Here is a 21,046-nt window from a genome sequence, read left to right on the forward strand (position 1 = left end):
CGTTCCCACAGAAATCAGGTTTGAAGATTACAGCGTACCAAACACCTTCTTCGCCAAACTCGTCGCCGCAGCAGCCGGGTTCTCTCGGATGGTTTGTTCCTGTTTGCCGATCATCTTGAACAAACCATTCAGCGCCTGCTCGGTAACGTAGCCCTCGATATTGGCGTTCTTGGTATCCAGCACGCCCATGGTCGCTGCCTGGCCGGCAAACGTGTTGTATTGCTTGGCCAGGCCGACCTGGTCGGTGGCTTGTTTCACGATCGGCAGGAATTTCAGGCGGATCTGTTCGCGGCTGGTCTTGCTCAGGTACTGAGTTGCAGAGTCGTTGCCACCACTGAGAATGCCTTTGGCATCCTCGACGCTCATTTTCTTGACCGCGTCCACCAGGATCGGCTGCGCCTGGGTCACAGCGGTTTCAGCCGCTTTGTTCATGCTGGTTTCAAGCTCAGTGACCTGATCGCCCATGCCGAATTGCTTCATTTTGCTGGCGACTTTGCCCAGCTTGCCCGGCAGTTCGATTTTCACGTCCGGATTGTTGCTGAATCCGCCCGGCTTACCGAGTTGTTTGACGGCCAATTGCGCGCCTTGGGTCAGGGCATCCTTGAGGCCACCGGTGGCGTCTTTTTGCGACAGGTCAGTGAGCGACAGCGCCAGGGCGCTGGCGGAGATCATCAAGCCTGCGCAGAGGCCGGCAAAGCGAAGGGTAGGGCGGAGCATGGCAGCTTCCTTGTACGAAAGAGGAAATTAGCGGACGGCGTCGATGCGAATTATCAGTGGTCACGGGTCGCTGTCGTCAAGCAGTACGGCATGAAGGGTTTTAATACTACGGCACGAGGATAGACTTCGATCGTATTGAGATAGTGGTTTTCAATGCCGGTCAGGGTATAGCGTTTTCCGGGGATGACAGTGTCCGGATCGTATTCCAGATAAAACGCCTCAGCCATCTGTTCGCTGATGTGTATTCGGGTCAGTTGCGCATTCGTGTCGTCGTGCTCATGCGCCACAATGGTCACCGCTTGTTCAGGCTTAACTTCCTGTGGCGTTTGCGCCTGAATGTAGAGGCGCCCGACAGGACTCAGATGCACGGTTTGTCGGTGCGGCGCAGCATGGACGATCACGAAGTAGTCCAGGTCAATCAGCAGTGGAATACCGTTGTGAGTCATGTTTACTGTAATGAGGTATTTAACGCTGATATCGGAATACTTATGTGCAAAAGAGAAATTCCAGCGTCCACTGCGCAAGGCGGGAATGCTTGATTTTGCCACACGGATGGGGAGCTTGGTGTTTGCGGTATAGACGCTTATCCGGGTTTCGCCTTCGCCACCTTCAGGGGGGAAATAGTCATCGGGTAAACTAAACGTCAGCGTGACATATTGATCGGTATTTTGGGCAGTGTTCATCGCGATGTCCTTATCGTGATTGTTTAAGTGGGGCTGTATTAGTTCATATCTGCACAACTAAAAGAACAAGGTTGTTCTTTTAGTTGTTGTCTGGAAGTGACAGGCAGATTAACTAAGCCTGATCCGCCGCATCTTCACTGCGGTGCAACGCCACTTGACGGATCGACAGCTGGATCTCCGCTGGCAGCACCCGTTTGGCCGCGCCTTCTGCCAGTTCACCCAGCAGTTCGTGATAGCTCAACTTGCCGGCTTCGTCACGCTTGAGCACATCGAGGTCCAGCATCGTTTGAATGAAGTGTCTGAACAGGCTCTTGTCGAAGAACTCCGGGGCGTTCAAGCCATGCAGGATCGACAGGCGCTGGGCCATGACGGTGCACAAGTCTTCCAGTTCTTCGGCGCTGATACTGTTCTGACCGCTGTTGAGCAACAACGAAACCGTCATGTAGAAGCGCTGCAGGGTCTGGGCGATGCTTTTCGACAGTAAGGTCAGCAACACGAAATGTCGCGAGCTTGGCGCCGGACGCAGGTAGACGTCTTTCTCGAAACGCAGCAGGCCCTGTTCGACGAACGCTTCCAGCCATTGATCGATCACGCCATCCAGTTCGTCCAGCGACCAACGAATGAACAGTTCCGATTGCAGATACGGATACAGCGCGCGGGCGTAGCGCAGGATTTGCTCGCGGCTCATGCGCGACGCGCTCTGGAAGAAACTCGCCAATAGCGACGGCAGGGCGAAGATGTGTAGCACGTTGTTGCGGTAGTAGGTCATGAGGACGGCGTTCTGCTCGCCCAGGTACAGGATTTTGCCCAGGGCATCACTCTGTTCCGACAGCAGGTCCATGTCCTTCACATGCTCGATCAGCGCGCGCCCGTCACCTTCCGGCAACGTGGTGTGCGGCGAATAAGGGACTTTGCGCAACAGCGCCAGATAAAGGTCGAGCACTCGCGCCATGGCGCGATCATCCAGCGCCAGGCGGCTGGTGGACAGCAAGGCCAGCGCCACGAGGTTGACCGGGTTGATCGCCGCCGCTTCGTTCAGATGCTGCGCGACTTTCTCGCCGAGGCGGTTGGTGGTTTCGTTGAGCCACGCCGGTTTGAACTGCGGACCCAGTTCCTGTTGGCGCCAGTCTGGCTGTTCGCTGTCGAGGAATTCCGCCAGTTTGATCGGCTCACCGAAGTTCACCGCCACTTGGCCGAAGCGCTGCTTGAGGGCGCCGATGACTTTGAAGATGTCGAAGATCGATTCTTTCTTCTTGGTCGCCCCGCGCAGTTCGCCGAGGTAAGTCCGGCCTTCGAGTACTCGTTCGTAGCCGATGTACACCGGAATGAACACGATCGGCATGCGCGACGAACGCAGGAAGCTGCGCAGGGTGATCGCCAGCATCCCGGTTTTCGGTTGCAGCATGCGCCCGGTTCGCGAACGGCCGCCCTCGACGAAATATTCGACCGGGAAACCCTTGGTGAACAAGGTGTGCAGGTATTCGTTGAACACCGAGGTGTACAGCGGATTGCCCTTGAATGTGCGGCGCATGAAGAACGCACCGCCGCGACGCAGCAGGCTGCCGATCACCGGCATGTTGAGGTTGATCCCGGCGGCGACGTGCGGTGGGGTCAGGCCGTTGCGGAACAGCAGGTATGAGAGCAGCAAGTAGTCAATGTGGCTGCGGTGACACGGCACGTAGATCACTTCGTGACCTTGGGCGACGTTCTGCACGCCTTCGATGTGGTTGACCTTGATGCCGTCGTAGATCTTGTTCCAGAACCAGCTCAGCACCACTTCGAGGAAGCGGATTGCGGTGTAGGTGTAGTCCGAGGCGATCTCGTTGCCATAGCGCAAGGCTTGGGCCTTGGCTTTGTCCAGGGAGATGTTTTCGCGCTCGGCTTCTTCGAGGATCGCCTGTTTGACCAACGGTTGGTTGAGCAGGCCTTTGACCAGGTTGCGACGGTGGGAAATGTCCGGCCCGATCACTGCGGCTTTGAGATTGCGGAAGTGGACCCGCAGGATCCGCTGGGCCATGCGCACGGTGCGCTCGTGGCCTTTGTTGTGATCGATCAGCTCACGCAGATTAATCGGCGCGGAGAACTGCACGCGGGTCTTGCGCCCCAGGACAATGATGCTCAGCAAACGGCGCAGGCGCCCGGTCACCGCCCAACTGTCGGCGAACAGCAGTTTCCACGGGCTCGATTCGCTGTCCGGCGATTGGCCCCAGAAGACGCTGACCGGAATGATCTGTGCGTCCTCGGCAGCGTTCTGGCTCAGGGCGCTGACCAGTCGGGTCAAGGTCGGAGGCGCGCCGCGTTTGTCCTGACGGCCGAGCCAATCGGGCTCCGGTGTCAGGTAAAAGAACGCGGCGGGTTCCAGCAGGTTGCCCACCGAGACCGGCAGTACCGGGCGAGGCAAGCCTGCCTTGGTGCATTCGGTGTCGACCACGGCCAGGTCGGTCAGCGAAGGGTTTTGCAGGACGTAAAACACCGGACGGCTGCGGTCGAGGTTGAGGGTGAACGACGACTGATTGATCGTTTCCGAGCGAACCCAGAGGTACAGCAGTCGGCGCAGGGTGCCAAACACAAGACGGCGGAACGGGGAGCGGGTCATACGGCTTCTGCTTGAGTGAGTAAAACCGAGCAATTGCTCGGGCGGCCGATAGTGTGCCGTATTCGCTTAAAATCGGCAAAAAAGCGCCTAAGTAAACTTGAGTTGAGAGTTTCGGCGGCTGTCATATACTCGCCCGATCAAAATAAAAACAAGGGGGTACTGACATGGCAACGCGCGAAACCGGCAATGTGAAGTGGTTCAACGACGCCAAGGGCTACGGCTTTATTCAACGCGAGGACGGTGTGGACGTGTTCGTGCATTACCGCGCGATCCGCGGTGAGGGGCATCGTTCGCTGGCTGAAGGTCAGCAGGTTGAATACGGCGTGGTGACCGGCGAGAAGGGCTTGCAGGCTGAGGATGTGGTGGGGTTGTAAACCCATTCCTCAGATCACCCAAAACCACTGTGGGAGCGGGCTTGCTCGCGAATGCGGTGTATCAGTCAACGCAAATGTCGACTGATACACCGCATTCGCGAGCAAGCCCGCTCCCACATTGGTAGATCGGTGCTGGTTTTAAGTGGTTTTCCAGGTGATTTCTTCTTCGCCGTCGGCGCTGATGCGCATCCAGCGGTCCGCCGTTTCTTCACCTTCTTCCTCGATCCACGTCCCCGGCGCGCAGCGCACTTCAACGTTCAATGCGGCAAAGGCGGCGCGGGCACAGGCGATGTCGTCGTCCCACGGCGTTTGATCGCTGTCCAGGAACAGGCTGTTCCATTTGCCCACGGCTTTCGGCAGCCAGGTCACCGGCACGTTGCCGGCCTTGCACTTGTAAGTCTGACCTTTCTGGACCCAGTCGGTGCACGGGCCCAACGCTTGGCCGAGCCAGGCGGCAATGGCCTTGTAGTCGACGTCGGCGTCTTTAAGGTAAATCTCGATATCGGGTTGGCGCATGGATGTCCTCACTGCGGTCTTGAAAAATCCATTCGCGGATTTAGCCGGCCTCGAGCGTTTGCTCGACACCAAAAATTATTGAAGTACGAAATAATCGTAGCGCATCGAAACAGTGACCTCGAACGGCTCGGCCTGTTCGATCACCGCCGCCCGGCGTTCGGCACTGGCGCGCCAGCCGTGAGGCGTCATAGCCAAAAGGTTCGCCCGGTCCTGACCCTTTTCCAGCGTCAGTTTGAACGCCAGGGTTTCGCTGTGTTGCAGCGTCATGCCTTCGGGCACCAAGGCCAGGTGCTTGTCGTCGGTGTACTCGCGGACTTCGTCGTAAAGCCGCTCGCGCAACTCCATCAGATGACCGCTGGTAGGCCCGACTTTCATCAAGCCGCCCCCCGGGCTTAGCAAGCGCTTGGCTTCTTCCCAGTCCAACGGGCTGAAGACGCTGGCCAGGAACTGGCAACTGCCGGACGCCAATGGCACCCGCGCCATGCTGGCGATCAACCAGGTCAGCTGCGGATTGCGCTTGCAGGCGCGTTTGACTGCTTCCCGGGAGATGTCCAGCGCGTAACCGTCAGCGTTGGGCAAGGCCTCGGCAATTTGCGCGGTGTAGTAACCCTCGCCACATCCGATGTCGAGCCAGCGCTGCGGCGCGTACTGCGCCGCCAGTTCCGCCAGACGCTTGGCCACCGGCGCGTAATGGCCGGCATTCAAGAAGTCGCGGCGCGCTTCGACCATCGCCAGGTTATCCCCAGGATCGCGGCTGTTTTTGTGCTGCACCGGCAACAGGTTCAGGTAACCCTGGCGCGCACGGTCGAAACGGTGCCCGGCGGGGCAGGCCACGCCGTTGTCCACCGCGTTCAGCGGTTCGCTGCAGATCGGGCAGGCGAGCATCAGGCGAGCAACTTGATCAGGGTCTGGTAATAGATTTCGGTCAGCACGTCGAGGTCGGCGGCCAGTACACGTTCGTTGACCTGGTGGATGGTCGCGTTGACCGGGCCCAGTTCAACCACTTGTGTGCCCATGGTCGCGATGAAGCGACCGTCGGAGGTGCCACCGCTGGTGGACGCCTTGGTTTCGCGACCGGTGACGTCCTTGATGCTCGAGGCCACGGCATCGAGCAGCGCGCCCGGCTCGGTCAGGAACGGCAGGCCGGACAGCGCCCAGTCGATGTGCCAGTCCAGGCCATGCTTGTCGAGGATGTCGGCCACGCGCTTTTGCAGGCCTTCAACGGTGGATTCGGTGGAGAAGCGGAAGTTGAACACTGCCACCAGATCGCCCGGGATGACGTTGGTCGCGCCGGTGCCGGAATTGACATTGGAGATCTGGAAGCTGGTCGGCGGGAAGAAATCGTTGCCATGATCCCAGTGCTCGGCAGCCAGTTCGGCCAGCGCCGGAGCTGCCAGGTGGATCGGGTTCTTGGCGAGGTGTGGGTACGCCACGTGACCTTGCACACCGCGTACGGTCAGCTTGGCGCCGAGGGAGCCACGACGGCCGTTCTTGACCACATCGCCCACCAGCGTGGTGCTCGACGGTTCGCCGACGATGCACCAGTCCAGACGTTCCTTGCGCGCCGCGAGGCGCTCGACCACAGCCTTGGTGCCGTGGTGCGCCGGGCCTTCTTCGTCGCTGGTGATCAGGAACGCGACCTTGCCCTTGTGATCCGGGTAGTCGGCGACAAAGCGCTCGGCGGCCACGGTCATCGAGGCCAGGCTGCCTTTCATGTCCGCGGCGCCACGTCCGCAGAGCATGCCATGTTCATCGATCAGCGCATTGAACGGATCGATCTGCCAGGCGGTCACCGGACCGGTCGGCACCACGTCGGTGTGACCGGCGAAGCACAGCACCGGGCCGTCGTGTTTGCCGTGGGTCGCCCAGAAGTTATCCACATCTTCGATGCGCATCGGTTCCAGCTTGAAACCGGCATCGCCCAGGCGCTGCATCATCTGCTTCTGGCAATCGGCGTCGACCGGGGTCACGGACGGACGGCGGATCAGGTCGATGGCGAGTTGAAGGGTCGGCGAAAGGTCGGCGTGGGCCGTCATGGAAAACTCCGGAGATCATGAATGTGGGCGCGGACTAAATGTGGGAGCCAGCCTGCTGGCGATGGCGGTGTGGCAGTCAACATAAACTGTGATTGTTACATTGCCATCGCCAGCAGGCTGGCTCCCACAGGGATGGAGATCACGCCAAGCCCCGCAAAATGGCGGTTATCTTAAAGCAAAACGGCGGCCATTGGCCGCCGTTTAGTGCATCTGCAAAGATTTAGACCGCTGGCGCCGTCTCTGTTTCGACCGCCGGTTTGGGCAGCGAAGACAGGAACGCCATGATCAGCGCCGCCAGGTACGGCAGCGATTGCACCAGCAACATGGTCACCCAGAAACGCATGTCGTTGCTCGGCAACCCGTTCACCAGGAAGATCCCCAGCGCCGCGCCCCACAACAGCAGCATGATGAACACCTCTTCACGCGCTTCCGAAATCGCCACCCAGAAACCGTGGTTATCGGCGTTTTTCGGTGTGCGGAAGAACGGAATGCTGCTGGTGAAGAAGCCGTACAGCACCGCTTTGGCGATGGTGTGCGACAACGCCAGCCCGGCCAGTGCCGCGCAGAATGCATCCTTGAGGTTGACCCCGACCGCGCGACGGTAGAGGAAGATGATCTTGCCAACCTTGAACACGAACAGCGCCAATGGCGGGATCGCGAAAATCAGCAACGGCGGATCGACCCGCTGCGGCACGATGATCATCGCCGCCGACCACAACAATGCGCCGACAGTGAAGAAGATGTTCATGCCGTCCGCGACCCACGGCAACCAGCCCGCGAGGAAGTGGTAACGCTGGCCACGGGTCAGCTCGGTGCCCTTGCCGCGCAGCAAGCTGGCGGTGTGACGCTTGATGATCTGAATCGCACCATAGGCCCAGCGGAAACGCTGTTTCTTGAAGTCGATAAAGGTATCGGGCATCAGGCCTTTGCCGTAGCTGGTGTGGTAATACGCCGCCGACAGACCTTTCTCGAACACGCGCAGACCCAACTCGGCATCTTCACAGATGCACCAGTCGGCCCAGCCGAGTTCTTCGAGCACCGAGCGCCGGGTCATGGTCATGGTGCCGTGCTGGATGATCGCGTCACGGTCGTTGCGGGTGACCATGCCAATGTGGAAGAAGCCTTTGTATTCCGCGTAGCAGAGCTTCTTGAAGGTGCTTTCGTTCTGGTCGCGATAATCCTGTGGCGACTGCACCACGGCGATTTTCGGGTCGGCGAAGTGCGGCACCATGTGCTTGAGCCAGTTCGGGTCGACGCAGTAGTCCGAGTCGATCACCGCGATGACTTCGGCATCCTTGGCGGTGTGCGGAATCAGGTAGTTGAGCGCGCCGCCCTTGAAACCGGCCAGCGGTGCAACGTGGAAGAACTTGAAGCGCGGGCCGAGGGTTTCGCAGTAATCGCGAACAGGTTCCCAGACCGCCGGGTCCTTGGTGTTGTTGTCGATGATCAGGACTTCGAAGTCCGGATAGTCGAGATTGGCCAGGGCGTTGAGGGTCTGTTTGACCATCTCCGGCGGCTCGTTGTAGCACGGCACGTGAATCGAGACTTTCGGTCGGTAGTTCGACTCGCCGACCACCGGCAGGAATTCGCGCCGACGCTTGTGAGTCCAGACCGCTTCGGCCAGTTCATGCGCCTCGGTCAGCAGGACGATAAAGACCCCGAGTGCGCCCAGGGCGAGCAGGAAACCCACCGTCAGGCTGAACCAGGTGCTGTATTGCTGGCTGTAGTCGTAACCGATCCACACCAATACCGAACCGCAAAGGAACGCGATAAAGGTCAGGAAGGTGCGACCGCGTTGACGCAGGGCCGAGCCGTCGATCATCAGCAGCGTCAGGGACAGCAAGGCCAACACCGCCGAACCGATGGCCAGCACGCGCCATTGCGGGATCGCGACCACCGGGCCTTCGAAGTTGAATTTCTGCTGGCGGGCCGCGTTGAACACGCCCCAATAAGCGCCCACAGAACCTTCGTCGCTGGCTTTCCACGGCTGGTCAAACGCTTCGATCACGAAGTAGTTGAAGCCCTGGCGATTGAGTTTGTTAACCAATGTGCGCAGGTAGATCGCCTGATCCGCCGGGCTTGCATCGGTGCCGCCACGCATGCGGCCGTTGCTCGGCCAGCCAACCTCCGAGAGCAGCAGCGGTTTTTTCGGGAACATCTTTTTCAGGTCGCGGGCGCGGTCGAGGACGAATTGGCCGGCCTTGTCCACCGGGATAAATTCCCAGTAGGGCAGTACGTGGGCGGCGATCAGGTCGACGTGCTTGGCCAGTTCCGGGTGTTCTTCCCAGACGTGCCACTGCTCGGACGTGGTTACCGGCACCTTCACGGCTGCGCGGACGCGATCGAGGATCACGCTCAGGTCCTTGGCGGTGATTTCCTTACGGAAGATCGCCTCGTTACCGACTACCACGCGAACCACGCTGCGAGACGAGTTGGCAATTTCGATCGCGCGGGTGATCTCGCGTTCGTTGCGCTCCTGGTCCGGACTGATCCAGATCCCCAGCGTTACGCGCAAGCCGAACTCTTCGGCCAGTTTGGGAATGTCTTGCAGGGTGCCGTCGACCGAGTACGTACGGATGTTGTCCGTCAGCTTGCTCATGATCTCCAGGTCACGACGCATTTCATCGTCGGTCGGGTATTGGTCTTTCTGTGGGTACTGGCCTTGTTGGAACGGCGAGTACGAAAAACCGGAGATCTGTTCGGGCCAGTTGGGGGCGGTGACCGGGCGGTTGATCAGCGCCCAGAAGCCAGTAAACAAGGCTGCGATGGCGAGCACCACGACCAGGTTGAGTCCAAATTTACGCGATGACATAGCTATTTCAGGTTCCAAAGGCAGTGGAACGAAGGAACGGTCGGCTGTTGGCCAAGGGGCGCGCATCCTACACCGTGCTTTCACTTACCGTACAGCAAGCAAGGAAAAGCCTGACGTTGGGCAATCAGCTTTCACATAAGTTCTTACACTTGTCGCTTGTTGCTTAGAACTTGTGGCTGCGTAGCCCTATAATGCGCGCCGGTTTTTGGGGTAATGGTCATGAGTACAGAAGATCCGCGGTTTGCCGGCATCGCCCGCTTGTATGGCATCGAGGGCCTTGAGCGCCTGCGCGCCGCCCATGTGGCGATTGTCGGCGTCGGTGGCGTCGGTTCCTGGGCGGCGGAAGCGGTTGCGCGGTGCGGCGTTGGCGAAATTTCGCTGTTTGACTTGGACGACGTCTGCGTCAGCAACGCCAACCGTCAGTTGCACGCGCTGGACAGCACCGTCGGCAAGCCCAAGGTCGAGGTGATGGCCGAGCGTCTGCGCGGGATCAACCCGGACTGCACGGTGCACGCGGTGGCCGATTTCGTCACCCGCGAGACCATGGCCGAGTACATCACGCCGAACATCGATTGCGTGATCGACTGCATCGACAGTGTGAATGCCAAGGCCGCGCTGATTGCCTGGTGCAAGCGCCGCAAGATTCAAATCATCACCACCGGTGGCGCGGGCGGTCAGATCGACCCGACGCTGATCCAGGTCTGCGACCTGAACCGCACGTTCAACGATCCGCTGGCCTCGAAAGTGCGCTCGACGTTGCGCCGCGACTACAACTTCTCCCGCACCGTGACGCGCCATTACAGCGTGCCGTGCGTGTTTTCCACCGAACAACTGCGCTACCCGAAACCTGACGGCAGCATCTGTTTGCAGAAGAGTTTTGTCGGAGACGGCGTGAAGCTCGACTGCGCGGGCGGGTTTGGCGCGGTGATGATGGTCACGGCGACGTTTGGCATGGTCGCGGCGACCAAGGCTGTGGATAAGATTGTGGCGGGTGTGCGGCGCCCTTCGGATCGCGTGAAACCGGCTTGATCGATCGTTCCCACGCTCCGCGTGGGAATGCAGCCCGGGACGCTCCGCGTCCCTTTAACAGCCGAACGCGGAGCGTCCGTTGAGGCATTCCCACGCGGACGGTTCGACGCCTCGACGTGGGAACGATCATCGGTCAGGCGGCGAGTTCTCGCATTCGCTGTAGCACCGCATTGAGGCCATTACTGCGCGAAGGCGACAGTTGCCGCGAAAGCCCCAGCTGATTGAACCACTCCGGCAAATCCACTTCTCGCAGCTCAGCCGCCGACAACCCGTTGACCCGCGCCAGCAGCAACGCCACCAACCCGCGAATCAGCCGCGCATCGCTGCTCGCCGCGAACTGCCAGTGACCGTCCTCCAGCGAGCCCACCAGCCACACCTGGCTTTCACAGCCGTGCACACGGTTGGTGTCGACTTTATCCACAGCGCTCAACGCCGGCAGGCGCTCGCCCCATTGCATCAGCAATCGTGCGCGTTGCTCCCAGCTGGCGGCACTCTGAAAGGTTTCCAGCGCTGTAACGGCCTCGGCGGGTAGGCTCATCGCAGCAACTCCAGGGCCTGATCCAGCGCCTCGAAGAAGCGTTCCAGGTCTTCGGAATCGTTGTACAGCGCCAACGACACCCGGATCGCTCCGGCCAGTTCAAAGCTTTTCAGCAGCGGCATGGCACAGTGATGACCGGCACGAACGGCGATCCCCTGTTCGGTGAGCATATGCGCCAGATCAGAGTTATGCACACCCTCGACGACAAAACTGGCCAGTGCCAGCTGCGGTTTGCCGAGCAGCCGAATGCCTTTGCGGGCTTCAAGACCTTTCAATAAATAGTCATGCAGCGCCGCTTCATGGGCGCTCACCGCGTCCTGATCGAGCCCCGCCAGATAATCCAGCGTCGCCCCCAGGCCAATCACACTGGCAATCGGCGGCGTACCGGCCTCGAAACCCAGCGGGGCAGGGCGAAAGCGTGCGCTTTGGTAATCCGCATCCATCACCATTTCGCCGCCGAACTGCCAGTGACGCAGTTGTTTCAGCGCTTCATTGCGCCCGAACAACACGCCCAAACCGTCAGGGCCATACAGCTTGTGGCTGGAAAACACATAGAAGTCGCAACCCAGCGCCTGCACGTCATGGCGGCCATGAACCACGCCTTGAGCACCGTCGACCACGGTCAAGGCGTCATGCGCCTTGGCCATCGCCAGCAACGCCGGCAACGGTTGCCAGGCGCCGAGCACGTTCGACAGCTGACTGACTGCGAGCAAGCGGGTACGTGGATTGATCAAGTGCGTGGCGGCATCGAGGTCAATCAAACCGTCGCCGTCCAGAGGCAGAATCACCAGTTTCAAATCGCGACGGTGCGCCAGTTGCTGCCACGGCAGCAGGTTGGCGTGATGCTCCAGGGCGCTGATGACAATTTCATCGCCTGGATTGAATAAGTGCTCGAGGCCATAAGCCAGGAGGTTCAGCGCGGAAGTCGCGCCGTGGGTGAAGATGATTTGCCCGCAGTCGCCGGCATTCAACCAGTGGGCGACCTTGCTGCGGCTGGCCTCGAACGCCTGGGTGGCGTGGGCGCCGGGCAAATGTTGCGCCCGATGCACGTTGGCCGCGCCATTGGCGTAGTAATGCGCCAGGGCATCCAGCAGGGCTTGAGGTTTTTGCGTGGTGGCGGCGTTGTCCAGATACGTCTGGTCTTGCCGTTGCAGAGCGGCGATGGCCGGGAAATCGGCGCGCCAGGGGGAGCGAATCAACATGCTATCGGGCCCTGTTAAACATGGGCGGATGTACGCCAAACCCTGTGGGAGCGAGTCGTCTCGCTCCCACAGTGGGTCATTCGACGCTTAGTTGTGAGCGTGCAGCGCTTCGTTCAGTTCGATCGCCGATTTGTGGGTTTTGCATTCCACAGCGCCGGTTTCCGAATTACGGCGGAACAGCAGGTCAGGTTGACCGGCCAGTTCACGGGCCTTCACGACCTTGACCAGCTGATTTTTTTCGTCCAGCAGCGCCACTTTGGTGCCAGCGGTCACGTACAGGCCCGACTCAACGGTATTGCGGTCGCCCAACGGGATACCGATACCGGCGTTGGCGCCGATCAGGCAGCCTTCGCCGACCTTGATCACGATGTTTCCGCCGCCCGACAGGGTGCCCATGGTCGAGCAACCGCCGCCCAAGTCCGAACCCTTGCCAACGAACACGCCAGCCGACACACGGCCTTCGATCATGCCTGGGCCTTCGGTGCCGGCGTTGAAGTTGACGAAACCTTCGTGCATCACGGTGGTGCCTTCACCCACGTAAGCGCCCAGACGAATACGCGCCGCGTCAGCGATACGCACGCCGGCCGGTACCACGTAGTCGGTCATTTTCGGGAACTTGTCTACCGAGAACACTTCCAGCAGCTCGCCGCGCAGGCGGGCTTCCAGTTGATGCTCGGCCAGTTCGGCCAAATCGATCGCGCCCTGGCTGGTCCAGGCCACGTTCGGCAGCAGCGGGAACACACCGGCCAGGTTCAGGCCATGCGGCTTGACCAGACGATGGGACAGCAGGTGCAGCTTGAGGTAAGCCTCAGGCGTGGAGGTCAGTTGCGCGTCTTCGGCCAGGATCGTGGCGACCAGCGGCTTGTGGCTTTCGGCCAGGCGGGTCAGCAGCGCGGCTTGTGCAGCGTCGACGCTCTTCAGCGCTTCAGCCAGTTGCGAAGCCTGGGCTGTGCTGAATGCGATGGCCTGATTGCCTTCGGTGTAACCCAGGACCGGCGCGATGGCAGCAACCAGTTCAGTCGATGGATTGAGCAGCGGCTGCGCGTAAAACACTTCCAGCCATGCGCCTTGACGGTTTTGAGTGCCGACACCAAAGGCCAGGCTGAACGGAGTAGTGGACATGTTGATACCTCTAACAAAATGGAACGGGCTGCTTACTTGAGCGCGGCCGCGTAGATATCTGGCTTGAAGCCAATCAGGGTTCGGTCACCGAGATCAAGCACCGGGCGCTTGATCATCGAGGGTTGTGCGAGCATCAGTTCGATGGCCTTGCGCTGGTCGAGATCGGCTTTGCGTTCGTCGTCGAGCTTGCGAAAGGTCGTGCCTGCACGGTTCAACACCACTTGCCAACCGTGCTCGTCGCACCATTGGGTCAGGTGTTCACGGTCGATTCCGACCGTCTTGTAATCATGAAAGTCATAGCTGACAGCGTGTTCATCGAGCCAGGTGCGCGCCTTTTTCATGGTGTCGCAGGCTTTGATGCCGAAAAGGTGCAACGTTTTGCTTGAAACGGTCAAGGAATTGCCCCCCTTGCAGGTGCTGGAAATTGAAGGTGACGGATTATGCCATGACCCTTGAGTTAAAACCCAAAACCCTGTGGGCACGAGCCTGCTCCCACAGGGATGTCATGTCGATCATGAGAACGTGCGACATTAGTGCAACGGTCAGCCCGCAGTCTAAGCGGCTAATATGGCACTTCGATGCTGTCGATTGCCTGGGAACCCACGCTTTATGCAAACCGCCTACACCGTCCTGATCCTGTTGATGCTGGTTAGCGTTTCACGCCTGATCGGACGGGTAATCCCGCTGCCATTGCCACTGGTACAGATTGGCGCGGGTGCGTTGCTGGCCTGGCCGACGCTGGGTTTGCATGTGGCCCTGGATCCCGAGTTGTTCCTCTTCCTGTTTCTGCCGCCGCTGTTGTTTTCCGATGGCTGGCGGATGCCCAAGCGTGAACTTTGGCGCCTGCGCGGGCCGATCCTGACACTGGCGGTGGGGTTGGTGTTGTTCACCGTGGTCGGTGCAGGCTATTTCATTCACTGGTTGTTACCCAGCATTCCATTGCCGGTGGCGTTTGCCTTGGCGGCGGTGCTGTCGCCCACGGATGCCGTGGCCGTCTCGGCCATCTCCCGGGATCGTCTGCCCACGCCGTTGATGCACATGCTGCAGGGCGAGGCGTTGATGAACGATGCCTCGGGCCTGGTGACGTTCAAATTTGCGTTGGCGGCAGCGGTGACAGGCGTGTTCTCGCTGACCAACGCCGGCGTGACCTTCGTGTTGGTGGCGGTTGGCGGCCTGGCCGTTGGCGTCGCATTGAGCTGGCTGGTGGGACGATTGCGTACATGGATGATCGCTCGCGGCTGGGATGATCCAGCGACTCATGTGGTGTTCATGTTGCTGCTGCCGTTCACCGCTTATGTGGTGGCGGAACGTCTCGGCGCATCCGGCATTTTGTCCGCCGTGGCGGCGGGGATGATGCAGAGCTGGCTCGATCTGCTGCCGCGCCAGACCAGCACCCGATTGCTCAATCGCAGTGTCTGGTCGCTGCTGGAGTTTGCCTTCAACGGTTTGATCTTCCTGCTGCTGGGCTTGCAACTGCCGGACATCATCAAGGCCGTGGCCAGCCATGAAACGTCATTGTGGCCGACGCTGCTTTACCGTTGCCTGGACGTGGTCGCCATATTTCTGGTGCTGCTGGTGTTGCGCTTCGTCTGGGTGCAGAGCATCTGGCGCCTGTCCGTTCTGCTGCGACGCTGGCGCGGAAGGGGCGAGATGACACAAGTGCCGACCGCGCGTTCCTGCTGGTTGCTGACGGTCGGTGGGGTACGCGGAGCCGTGACGCTGGCGGGCATACTGTCGGTACCGTTGCTGCTGGAAGGCAATGCGTTTCCCGAGCGCGATCTGCTGATCTTCATCGCCGCCAGCGTGATTCTGCTGTCGTTGATCTCCGCGTGCATCGCCTTGCCTCTGTTGCTGCGCGGCATCGAGAAAAGTCCCGACGACAAGCGCCGTAACGAAGTGCGTGACGCCTGGCGCAAGACTGCCGAAGCGGCGATCCATGCGCTGGAAATCGAGGAAGCCAAGCCTGTGGATGCGGCAGAAGCGGCGCTGGCGGCGGAACTGAAAGCGCGGATCATGTCCGAGTATCGGCATCAGCTGGAAGTGTTCAACGATTCGGCGGAAGCCCAGGCGCTGGCGTTTCAGATGGACTTGCTGGAGCGACGATTGCGCTTGAAGGCGCTGCGGGCGCAGCGCCTTGAACTGTACAGCTTGAGCCGTCATCACCAGATTGGTGATGATGTATTGCGCGAAGTGCTGGGGGAGCTGGATCTAAGCGAAGCGAACCTGGGCCAGGTGAAATAACAGCGCTGGCGCAGGGTTAAATCACTTGTGACGCTGGATGAAAGCGCGAATCCGCTCGGCCGCTTCCACACATTCCGCAAGCGGCGCAACCAATGCCATGCGTACGCGCCCGGCGCCCGGATTGAGGCCATCAACTTCGCGAGACAGGTAAGAACCCGGCACCACGGTCACGTGTTCCTCTACAAACAGATCACGGCAAAACGCTTCATCGTCGCCTTCAACGTTCGGCCACAGGTAGAAGCCGCCATCCGGGCGCTGCACATCCATCACCGGACCGAGGATTTCCAGTACCGCATCGTATTTCTCGCGATACAGCGCACGATTGGCGCGTACATGCACTTCGTCGTTCCACGCGGCAACGCTGGCCAACTGGGTCTGAACCGGCATGGCGCAGCCATGATAGGTGCGATAGAGCAGGAAGCCCTTGAGGATCTCGGCATCACCGGCCACGAAGCCCGAACGCAGGCCCGGCAGGTTGGAGCGCTTGGAGAGGCTATGAAACACCACGCAACGCTTGAAATCCTTGCGGCCCAGCTCGACACAGGCGCTGAGCAAGCCGGCTGGCGGCGTTTGCTCGTCGAAGTACAGTTCGCTGTAGCACTCGTCCGCCGCGATGACGAAATCGTATTCGTCGGCCAGGGCGATCAGCTTCTTCAAGGTGTCGACCGGAATCAGTGCGCCGGTCGGGTTGCCCGGGGAACACAGGAACAGGATCTGGCAGCGTTTCCAGATGTCTGGCGATACGGCATCGAAATCCGGGTTGAAACCGTTTTCGTCCAGGCACGGCAGGTAGTGCGGCTTGGCCCCGGCGAGGAACGCCGCGCCTTCATAAATCTGATAGAACGGATTCGGGCTGACCACAAGGGCGTCGTCGCCACGGTTGACCACGGTCTGGGTGAAGGCGAACAGCGCTTCACGGGTGCCATTGACCGGCAGCACGTTGCGCGCCGGGTCGAGCCAGCCGCTCGGAACGCTGAAACGGCGTTCGCACCAGGCAGCAATGGCTTCACGCAGGGCAGGAATACCAAGGGTGGTCGGGTACACGGCCATCTGATCCAGATTGCTGGCCAGGGCTTCGGCGACAAAGCTCGGCGAACGGTGCTTCGGCTCGCCAATGGACAGCGCGATGGCGCGCTTGTCCGGGTTTGGCGTGACGCTGCCGAGCAGGGCGCGGAGCTTTTCGAACGGGTAGGGCTGCAACTGGTTCAAAGCGTTGTTCATGCGGGGCCTCGTTCAATGTGGGAGCGAGCTTTATGTGGGAGTCGGGCTTGCCCGCGATTCAGGCGCCTCGGTGTGTCAGATGCACCGAGGTGATGCTATCGCAGGCAAGCCAGCTCCCACAGGGGCGCGTTCCCACAGGGGGAAATTTGTTAATTCAGATACTGAGTCGTGACAGCTTGATCTCGGGTTCGTTACTGACGGTCAGCTGTTCGACGATTGCATCCTGCAAACGGGTGCACAGCAGCGGGTCGGACAACGGCTGGTTGTTTGCATCGGTAATAAAGAACACGTCTTCCACGCGCTCGCCAAGGGTCGCAATCTTGGCGTTTTGCAGCGACAGATCGAACTCCAGGAAGATCGTGCCAATGCGCGCCAGCAAGCCCGGGCGGTCCGGCGCACTAAGTTCCAGCACGGTCACCGGACGCTGGGCGTCATTGTGGATGGTCACCTGTGGCGCGAACGCGAAATGCTTGAGCTGGCGCGGTACGCGGCGCTGGATGATCGTCGGGTAATCGTCGGGGTTGCGCAGGGCTTCAGTCAGGCCTTCACGGATCTGTTTGACCCGCGCCGGGTTGTCGCCGATCGAGTCGCCGTCGGTATCGAGCACGATGTAGGTGTCGAGGGTGAACTGGCTGCTGGACGTGATGACCCGGGCGTCGTGAATGTTCAGGTTGAGCTGGTCCATCGCGGCCACGGTCACGGCGAAGAAGTCGTGTTGATCGGGGGCATAAATGAAGATCTGCGTACCGCCCTCGAATTCGCGCTGGGTGGTTTCCTTGATCAGCACCAACGGCCCACCACCGGCGGGTTGCTGGAGGATCGCATCGGTGTGCCAGGCCACGTCGCCGGCGGTATGACGCAGGAAGTAGTCGTCGCCCAGTTGCGACCACAGCTGTTCGACATCGTCCGGGTCGGTCCCGCCACGTACCAGGATGTCCAGGGCCGCGCTCTGGGTCTGGCGGATCTGCATTTCCCGATCCACCGGGTTTTCCAGGCCACGGCGCAAGGCACGCTTGGTTTCGGTGTAGAGCTGGCGCAACAGGCTGGCACGCCAGGAATTCCACAAGGTCGGGTTGGTAGCATTGATGTCGGCGACGGTCAGCACATACAGGTAATCAAGACGGGTTTCGTCGCCAACAATCTGGGCGAAGTCATGGATGACCTGCGGGTCGGACAAATCCTTGCGCTGAGCGGTGGTCGACATCACCAGGTGGTTCTGCACCAGCCAGACGATCAGGCGGCTGTCCCACACTGGCAGCTGGTGGCGTTGGCAAAAGGCTTCGGCATCAACCGCGCCGATTTCCGAGTGATCGCCATGCCGGCCTTTGCCGATGTCGTGGTAAAGACCAGCGAGGTAAATCAGCTCGGGCTTGGGCAGTTTGCCCATGAGCTTGCTGGCCAGCGGGAATTTTTCCGACACCTGCGTGTACTGCAATTTACGCAGGTGCTTGATCAGATTCAGGGTGTGAGCGTCGACCGTATAGATGTGGAACAGGTCGTGTTGCATCTGCCCGACAATGAAGCCGAACTCCGGCAGATAACGGCCGAGAATGCCGTAACGGTTCATCCGGCGCAGGTTGCGGTGGATGCCGATCTTGCACTTGAACAGCTCGATGAACAGGCTGGTATTGCGTATGTCGTTGCGGAAATCGTCGTCGATCAGGTAACGATGCTCGCGCAGCAGACGAATGGTGTCAGCGCGCACTCCTTTGATTTCCGGCTGCTGGGCCATCAGCACGAAAATCTCGAGCATGGCGAACGGCGTGCGGCGGAATACGTTTTCGTTGCGTGCCTCGATGTAACCGTCGTGCAGCTGGAATCGCGAGTTGATCGGCTGCGGTGGCGTTTGATCTTCCGGGGCAAGAATGACTTCTTCGAAGTGCTGGATGATCAGGTCGCTGAGCTGGGCAATGCTCATGACCACCCGGTAATACTGTTGCATGAAGTTTTCGATGGCGTGCTTGGCGTCATCGCCCTCGAACCCCAACAGCCCGGCGATCGAGCGCTGGTGGTCGAACAGCAAGCGGTCTTCCGAGCGGCCTGCGAGCATGTGCAGCGCGTAGCGAACCTTCCACAAGAACTCCTGGGACGAGGCCAGCAGGGCGTTTTCGCTCTCCACCAGGAAGCCTTCGCCCGCCAGGGCTCGCAGGTTCAGAGTGCCGTACTCGCGACGGGCCACCCACAGAATCGTCTGGATATCGCGCAGGCCGCCGGGCGAGCCTTTGACGTTGGGTTCCAGGTTGTATTCGGTGTCGTTGTATTTGTGGTGACGAGCCTTTTGCTCGGCGCGTTTTGCCAGGAAGAAGTCCTTGCTCGGCCACATGTGCGCCGTGCTGGTGACGTCGAGCATGCGCTGGCGCAAACGCTCGGGACCGCAGATGGTGCGGCTTTCCATCAGGTTGGTGACGACGGTCAGGTCGGCGCGGGCCTCAACGGCGCATTCGTCCACGGAGCGAACGCTCTGACCGACTTCCAGGCCGATGTCCCACAACAGCGTCAGGAAACGCTCGATGGAATCACGGAAGATTTCGTGATCGGCGCTGTCGAGCAGGATCAGCAGGTCGATGTCGGAATAAGGGTGCAACTCGCCGCGACCGTAGCCGCCGACCGCGACCAGCGCGATGTCGGCGTCTTCGCTCCAGTTGAACTGTTCCCAAGCCTTTTGCAGGATGTTGTCGATGAACCAGGCGCGATCCTCGATCAACCGGCGAATGTCGCGGCCGCTGCGAAAGCGCCCGTCGAGCACCTCGCGGGCCTGACGGATCGCCTTCTTGAAGGCCGCGATCGGGCTTGCCTTCAGGGCCAGTTCAGCCTGGAACTGGCCGCGGTCGAAGAGTTCGGGATCCACCTGCGGCATCGATTGGCATTCCTGTCTATAAAGCTGAAAGCTGCGCGGTTCGGATCAGGCCGAAACGCGCGGGATGGTGTCGTCGGCGCGCAGGGTGAAGATCTCGTAACCGGTTTCGGTTACCAGCAGGGTGTGTTCCCACTGCGCGGAGAGCTTGCGGTCCTTGGTGATCGCGGTCCAGCCGTCGCCCAGTACCTTGGTGTCCGCCTTGCCCTGGTTGATCATCGGCTCGATGGTGAAGGTCATGCCCGCCTTGAGCTCCATGCCGGTACCGGCGCGGCCGTAGTGCAGGATCTGCGGCTCTTCGTGGAAAACTTTGCCGATGCCGTGGCCGCAGAACTCGCGAACCACCGAGAAACCGTTCTTTTCAGCGTGTTTCTGGATGACTTCGCCGATGTCGCCCAGGCGGCAGCCAGGCTTGACCAGTTCGATCGCCTTGTACATGCATTCCTGGGTGACCTGCGACAGGCGCTCGGCCCAGACCGGCACGTTGCCGACGTGGAACATGCGGCTGGTGTCACCGTGGTAGCCGTCTTTGATAACGGTGACATCGATGTTCAGCGTGTCGCCATCCTTGAGCGGCTTGTCGTTGGGGATGCCGTGGCAGACCACGTGGTTGATCGAGGTGCAGATCGACTTGGGGAAGCCTTTGTAATTGAGCGGGGCAGGGATGGCTTTCTGCTCGTTGACGATGTAGTCGTGGCAGATGCGGTCCAGTTCATCAGTGGTGATGCCCGGCTTGACGTATTCGGCAATCATTTCCAGCACATCGGCGGCCAGTTTGCCGGCGACACGCATCTTTGCGATGTCCTCGGGAGTTTTGAGGGTGACGGTCATACAGGCTCTCTCTGCGCTCGATGGCGCTCGTTAAAACGAAATGGGCAATGCGCGATCGATCTTCGCGACCCTTAAAAACGCAATTCTAACAGACGATCAGTGCAAATCTGAGCCTCTGTACGTCGCTTCTCTCTATAGTTTGGTGCAATCTTGAGCGATTCCAAGGGCGCGCATGAAGCTGCGCGTCACGAATTGAGAATCCGGGTTCCGTTTTTTGCTGCCCTGTGATATAAAATGCGCCGCTTTCCGGGGATACCCCGAAAGGCTTAAATCC

At 60.1% G+C, this 21,046-nt stretch carries 17 protein-coding genes; 3 read left to right on the plus strand and 14 right to left on the minus strand.

Going from position 1 to position 21,046, the window contains the following annotated elements:
- Window positions 1–27 precede the first annotated feature (27 nt).
- The 3 genes from K5K95_RS14360 to plsB form a co-directional block, all read right to left on the minus strand.
- Window positions 28–717, minus strand: a complete 690-nt coding sequence (locus tag K5K95_RS14360; protein ID WP_222589955.1) for a DUF4197 domain-containing protein — start codon at window positions 715–717, stop codon at window positions 28–30.
- A 53-nt stretch (window positions 718–770) separates the two neighbouring features.
- A complete protein-coding gene (locus K5K95_RS14365; RefSeq protein WP_222589956.1) occupies window positions 771–1,400 on the minus strand; it encodes a hypothetical protein in 630 nt (209 codons plus the stop codon).
- A gap of 112 nt (window positions 1,401–1,512) precedes the next feature.
- A complete protein-coding gene (plsB, locus tag K5K95_RS14370) occupies window positions 1,513–3,996 on the minus strand; it encodes a glycerol-3-phosphate 1-O-acyltransferase PlsB (RefSeq protein ID WP_222589957.1) in 2,484 nt (827 codons plus the stop codon).
- 164 nt (window positions 3,997–4,160) lie between these two features.
- On the opposite strand from plsB, the gene K5K95_RS14375 reads away from it, so the two are divergent.
- Window positions 4,161–4,370 carry a cold-shock protein gene (locus tag K5K95_RS14375; RefSeq protein WP_008146705.1) on the plus strand — a complete coding sequence of 70 codons (210 nt, stop codon included), beginning with the start codon at window positions 4,161–4,163 and terminating at the stop codon, window positions 4,368–4,370.
- Window positions 4,371–4,508: 138 nt separating this feature from the next.
- Here K5K95_RS14375 and K5K95_RS14380 read toward each other — a convergent pair whose 3' ends face one another.
- The 4 genes from K5K95_RS14380 to K5K95_RS14395 all read right to left on the minus strand — a co-directional run bounded on the left by K5K95_RS14380 (window position 4,509) and on the right by K5K95_RS14395 (window position 9,734).
- Window positions 4,509–4,886, minus strand: coding sequence for a hypothetical protein (locus K5K95_RS14380; RefSeq protein ID WP_222589958.1), 378 nt, complete (start codon window positions 4,884–4,886; stop codon window positions 4,509–4,511).
- A gap of 75 nt (window positions 4,887–4,961) precedes the next feature.
- On the minus strand, window positions 4,962–5,771 hold the full coding sequence (locus K5K95_RS14385) for a putative RNA methyltransferase (protein WP_222589959.1): 810 nt from the start codon (window positions 5,769–5,771) through the stop codon (window positions 4,962–4,964).
- A complete protein-coding gene (gene dapE, locus K5K95_RS14390) occupies window positions 5,771–6,922 on the minus strand; it encodes a succinyl-diaminopimelate desuccinylase (RefSeq protein WP_222589960.1) in 1,152 nt (383 codons plus the stop codon). Before dapE ends, K5K95_RS14385 begins: the two co-directional genes overlap by 1 nt.
- A 220-nt stretch (window positions 6,923–7,142) precedes the next feature.
- A complete protein-coding gene (locus K5K95_RS14395) occupies window positions 7,143–9,734 on the minus strand; it encodes a glycosyltransferase (protein ID WP_222589961.1) in 2,592 nt (863 codons plus the stop codon).
- A 213-nt stretch (window positions 9,735–9,947) separates the two neighbouring features.
- Between K5K95_RS14395 and tcdA the strand changes: the two genes are divergently transcribed.
- Complete coding sequence (tcdA, locus tag K5K95_RS14400) at window positions 9,948–10,763, plus strand: tRNA cyclic N6-threonylcarbamoyladenosine(37) synthase TcdA (protein ID WP_409999716.1); 816 nt, start codon at window positions 9,948–9,950, stop codon at window positions 10,761–10,763.
- 133 nt (window positions 10,764–10,896) lie between these two features.
- On the opposite strand, the gene K5K95_RS14405 is transcribed toward tcdA, so the two are convergent.
- The 4 genes from K5K95_RS14405 to K5K95_RS14420 form a co-directional block, all read right to left on the minus strand.
- The gene (locus tag K5K95_RS14405; RefSeq protein WP_222589963.1) at window positions 10,897–11,301 is read right to left on the minus strand and encodes a SufE family protein; all 405 of its coding nucleotides are present in this window, start codon (window positions 11,299–11,301) and stop codon (window positions 10,897–10,899) included.
- A complete protein-coding gene (locus tag K5K95_RS14410) occupies window positions 11,298–12,503 on the minus strand; it encodes an aminotransferase class V-fold PLP-dependent enzyme (protein ID WP_222589964.1) in 1,206 nt (401 codons plus the stop codon). The genes K5K95_RS14405 and K5K95_RS14410 overlap by 4 nt, the downstream gene beginning before the upstream one ends.
- 87 nt (window positions 12,504–12,590) lie before the next feature.
- Window positions 12,591–13,625 carry a 2,3,4,5-tetrahydropyridine-2,6-dicarboxylate N-succinyltransferase gene (gene dapD / locus K5K95_RS14415; protein WP_222589965.1) on the minus strand — a complete coding sequence of 345 codons (1,035 nt, stop codon included), beginning with the start codon at window positions 13,623–13,625 and terminating at the stop codon, window positions 12,591–12,593.
- A 32-nt stretch (window positions 13,626–13,657) separates the two neighbouring features.
- The gene (locus tag K5K95_RS14420) at window positions 13,658–13,966 is read right to left on the minus strand and encodes an arsenate reductase (RefSeq protein WP_261398178.1); all 309 of its coding nucleotides are present in this window, start codon (window positions 13,964–13,966) and stop codon (window positions 13,658–13,660) included.
- Window positions 13,967–14,234: 268 nt separating this feature from the next.
- Between K5K95_RS14420 and K5K95_RS14425 the strand changes: the two genes are divergently transcribed.
- Entirely contained in the window at window positions 14,235–15,866 is a 1,632-nt protein-coding gene (locus K5K95_RS14425; protein ID WP_222589967.1) for a Na+/H+ antiporter, read from the plus strand.
- Window positions 15,867–15,887: 21 nt separating this feature from the next.
- Here the strand turns inward: K5K95_RS14425 and dapC are convergent, their stop codons facing one another.
- From dapC to map, 3 genes are all read right to left on the minus strand, one after another.
- A complete protein-coding gene (gene dapC / locus K5K95_RS14430) occupies window positions 15,888–17,087 on the minus strand; it encodes a succinyldiaminopimelate transaminase (RefSeq protein WP_222589968.1) in 1,200 nt (399 codons plus the stop codon).
- Window positions 17,088–17,241: 154 nt separating this feature from the next.
- Window positions 17,242–19,944, minus strand: a complete 2,703-nt coding sequence (locus tag K5K95_RS14435; RefSeq protein WP_222589969.1) for a [protein-PII] uridylyltransferase — start codon at window positions 19,942–19,944, stop codon at window positions 17,242–17,244.
- Window positions 19,945–19,989: 45 nt separating this feature from the next.
- Window positions 19,990–20,772 carry a type I methionyl aminopeptidase gene (gene map, locus K5K95_RS14440; protein ID WP_222589970.1) on the minus strand — a complete coding sequence of 261 codons (783 nt, stop codon included), beginning with the start codon at window positions 20,770–20,772 and terminating at the stop codon, window positions 19,990–19,992.
- Window positions 20,773–21,046 lie beyond the last annotated feature (274 nt).

The organism is Pseudomonas sp. DR48 (assembly GCF_019823085.1).
GTDB lineage: Bacteria > Pseudomonadota > Gammaproteobacteria > Pseudomonadales > Pseudomonadaceae > Aquipseudomonas.

Coding starts and splice junctions, on each gene's coding strand:
- K5K95_RS14360 (WP_222589955.1), bottom strand. CDS start 717: ATGCTCCGCCCTACCCTTCGCTTTGCCGGCCTCTGCGCAGGCTTGATG.
- K5K95_RS14365 (WP_222589956.1), bottom strand. CDS start 1,400: ATGAACACTGCCCAAAATACCGATCAATATGTCACGCTGACGTTTAGT.
- plsB (WP_222589957.1), bottom strand. CDS start 3,996: ATGACCCGCTCCCCGTTCCGCCGTCTTGTGTTTGGCACCCTGCGCCGA.
- K5K95_RS14375 (WP_008146705.1), top strand. CDS start 4,161: ATGGCAACGCGCGAAACCGGCAATGTGAAGTGGTTCAACGACGCCAAG.
- K5K95_RS14380 (WP_222589958.1), bottom strand. CDS start 4,886: ATGCGCCAACCCGATATCGAGATTTACCTTAAAGACGCCGACGTCGAC.
- K5K95_RS14385 (WP_222589959.1), bottom strand. CDS start 5,771: ATGCTCGCCTGCCCGATCTGCAGCGAACCGCTGAACGCGGTGGACAAC.
- dapE (WP_222589960.1), bottom strand. CDS start 6,922: ATGACGGCCCACGCCGACCTTTCGCCGACCCTTCAACTCGCCATCGAC.
- K5K95_RS14395 (WP_222589961.1), bottom strand. CDS start 9,734: ATGTCATCGCGTAAATTTGGACTCAACCTGGTCGTGGTGCTCGCCATC.
- tcdA (WP_409999716.1), top strand. CDS start 9,948: ATGGTCATGAGTACAGAAGATCCGCGGTTTGCCGGCATCGCCCGCTTG.
- K5K95_RS14405 (WP_222589963.1), bottom strand. CDS start 11,301: ATGAGCCTACCCGCCGAGGCCGTTACAGCGCTGGAAACCTTTCAGAGT.
- K5K95_RS14410 (WP_222589964.1), bottom strand. CDS start 12,503: ATGTTGATTCGCTCCCCCTGGCGCGCCGATTTCCCGGCCATCGCCGCT.
- dapD (WP_222589965.1), bottom strand. CDS start 13,625: ATGTCCACTACTCCGTTCAGCCTGGCCTTTGGTGTCGGCACTCAAAAC.
- K5K95_RS14420 (WP_261398178.1), bottom strand. CDS start 13,966: ATGAAAAAGGCGCGCACCTGGCTCGATGAACACGCTGTCAGCTATGAC.
- K5K95_RS14425 (WP_222589967.1), top strand. CDS start 14,235: ATGCAAACCGCCTACACCGTCCTGATCCTGTTGATGCTGGTTAGCGTT.
- dapC (WP_222589968.1), bottom strand. CDS start 17,087: ATGAACAACGCTTTGAACCAGTTGCAGCCCTACCCGTTCGAAAAGCTC.
- K5K95_RS14435 (WP_222589969.1), bottom strand. CDS start 19,944: ATGCCGCAGGTGGATCCCGAACTCTTCGACCGCGGCCAGTTCCAGGCT.
- map (WP_222589970.1), bottom strand. CDS start 20,772: ATGACCGTCACCCTCAAAACTCCCGAGGACATCGCAAAGATGCGTGTC.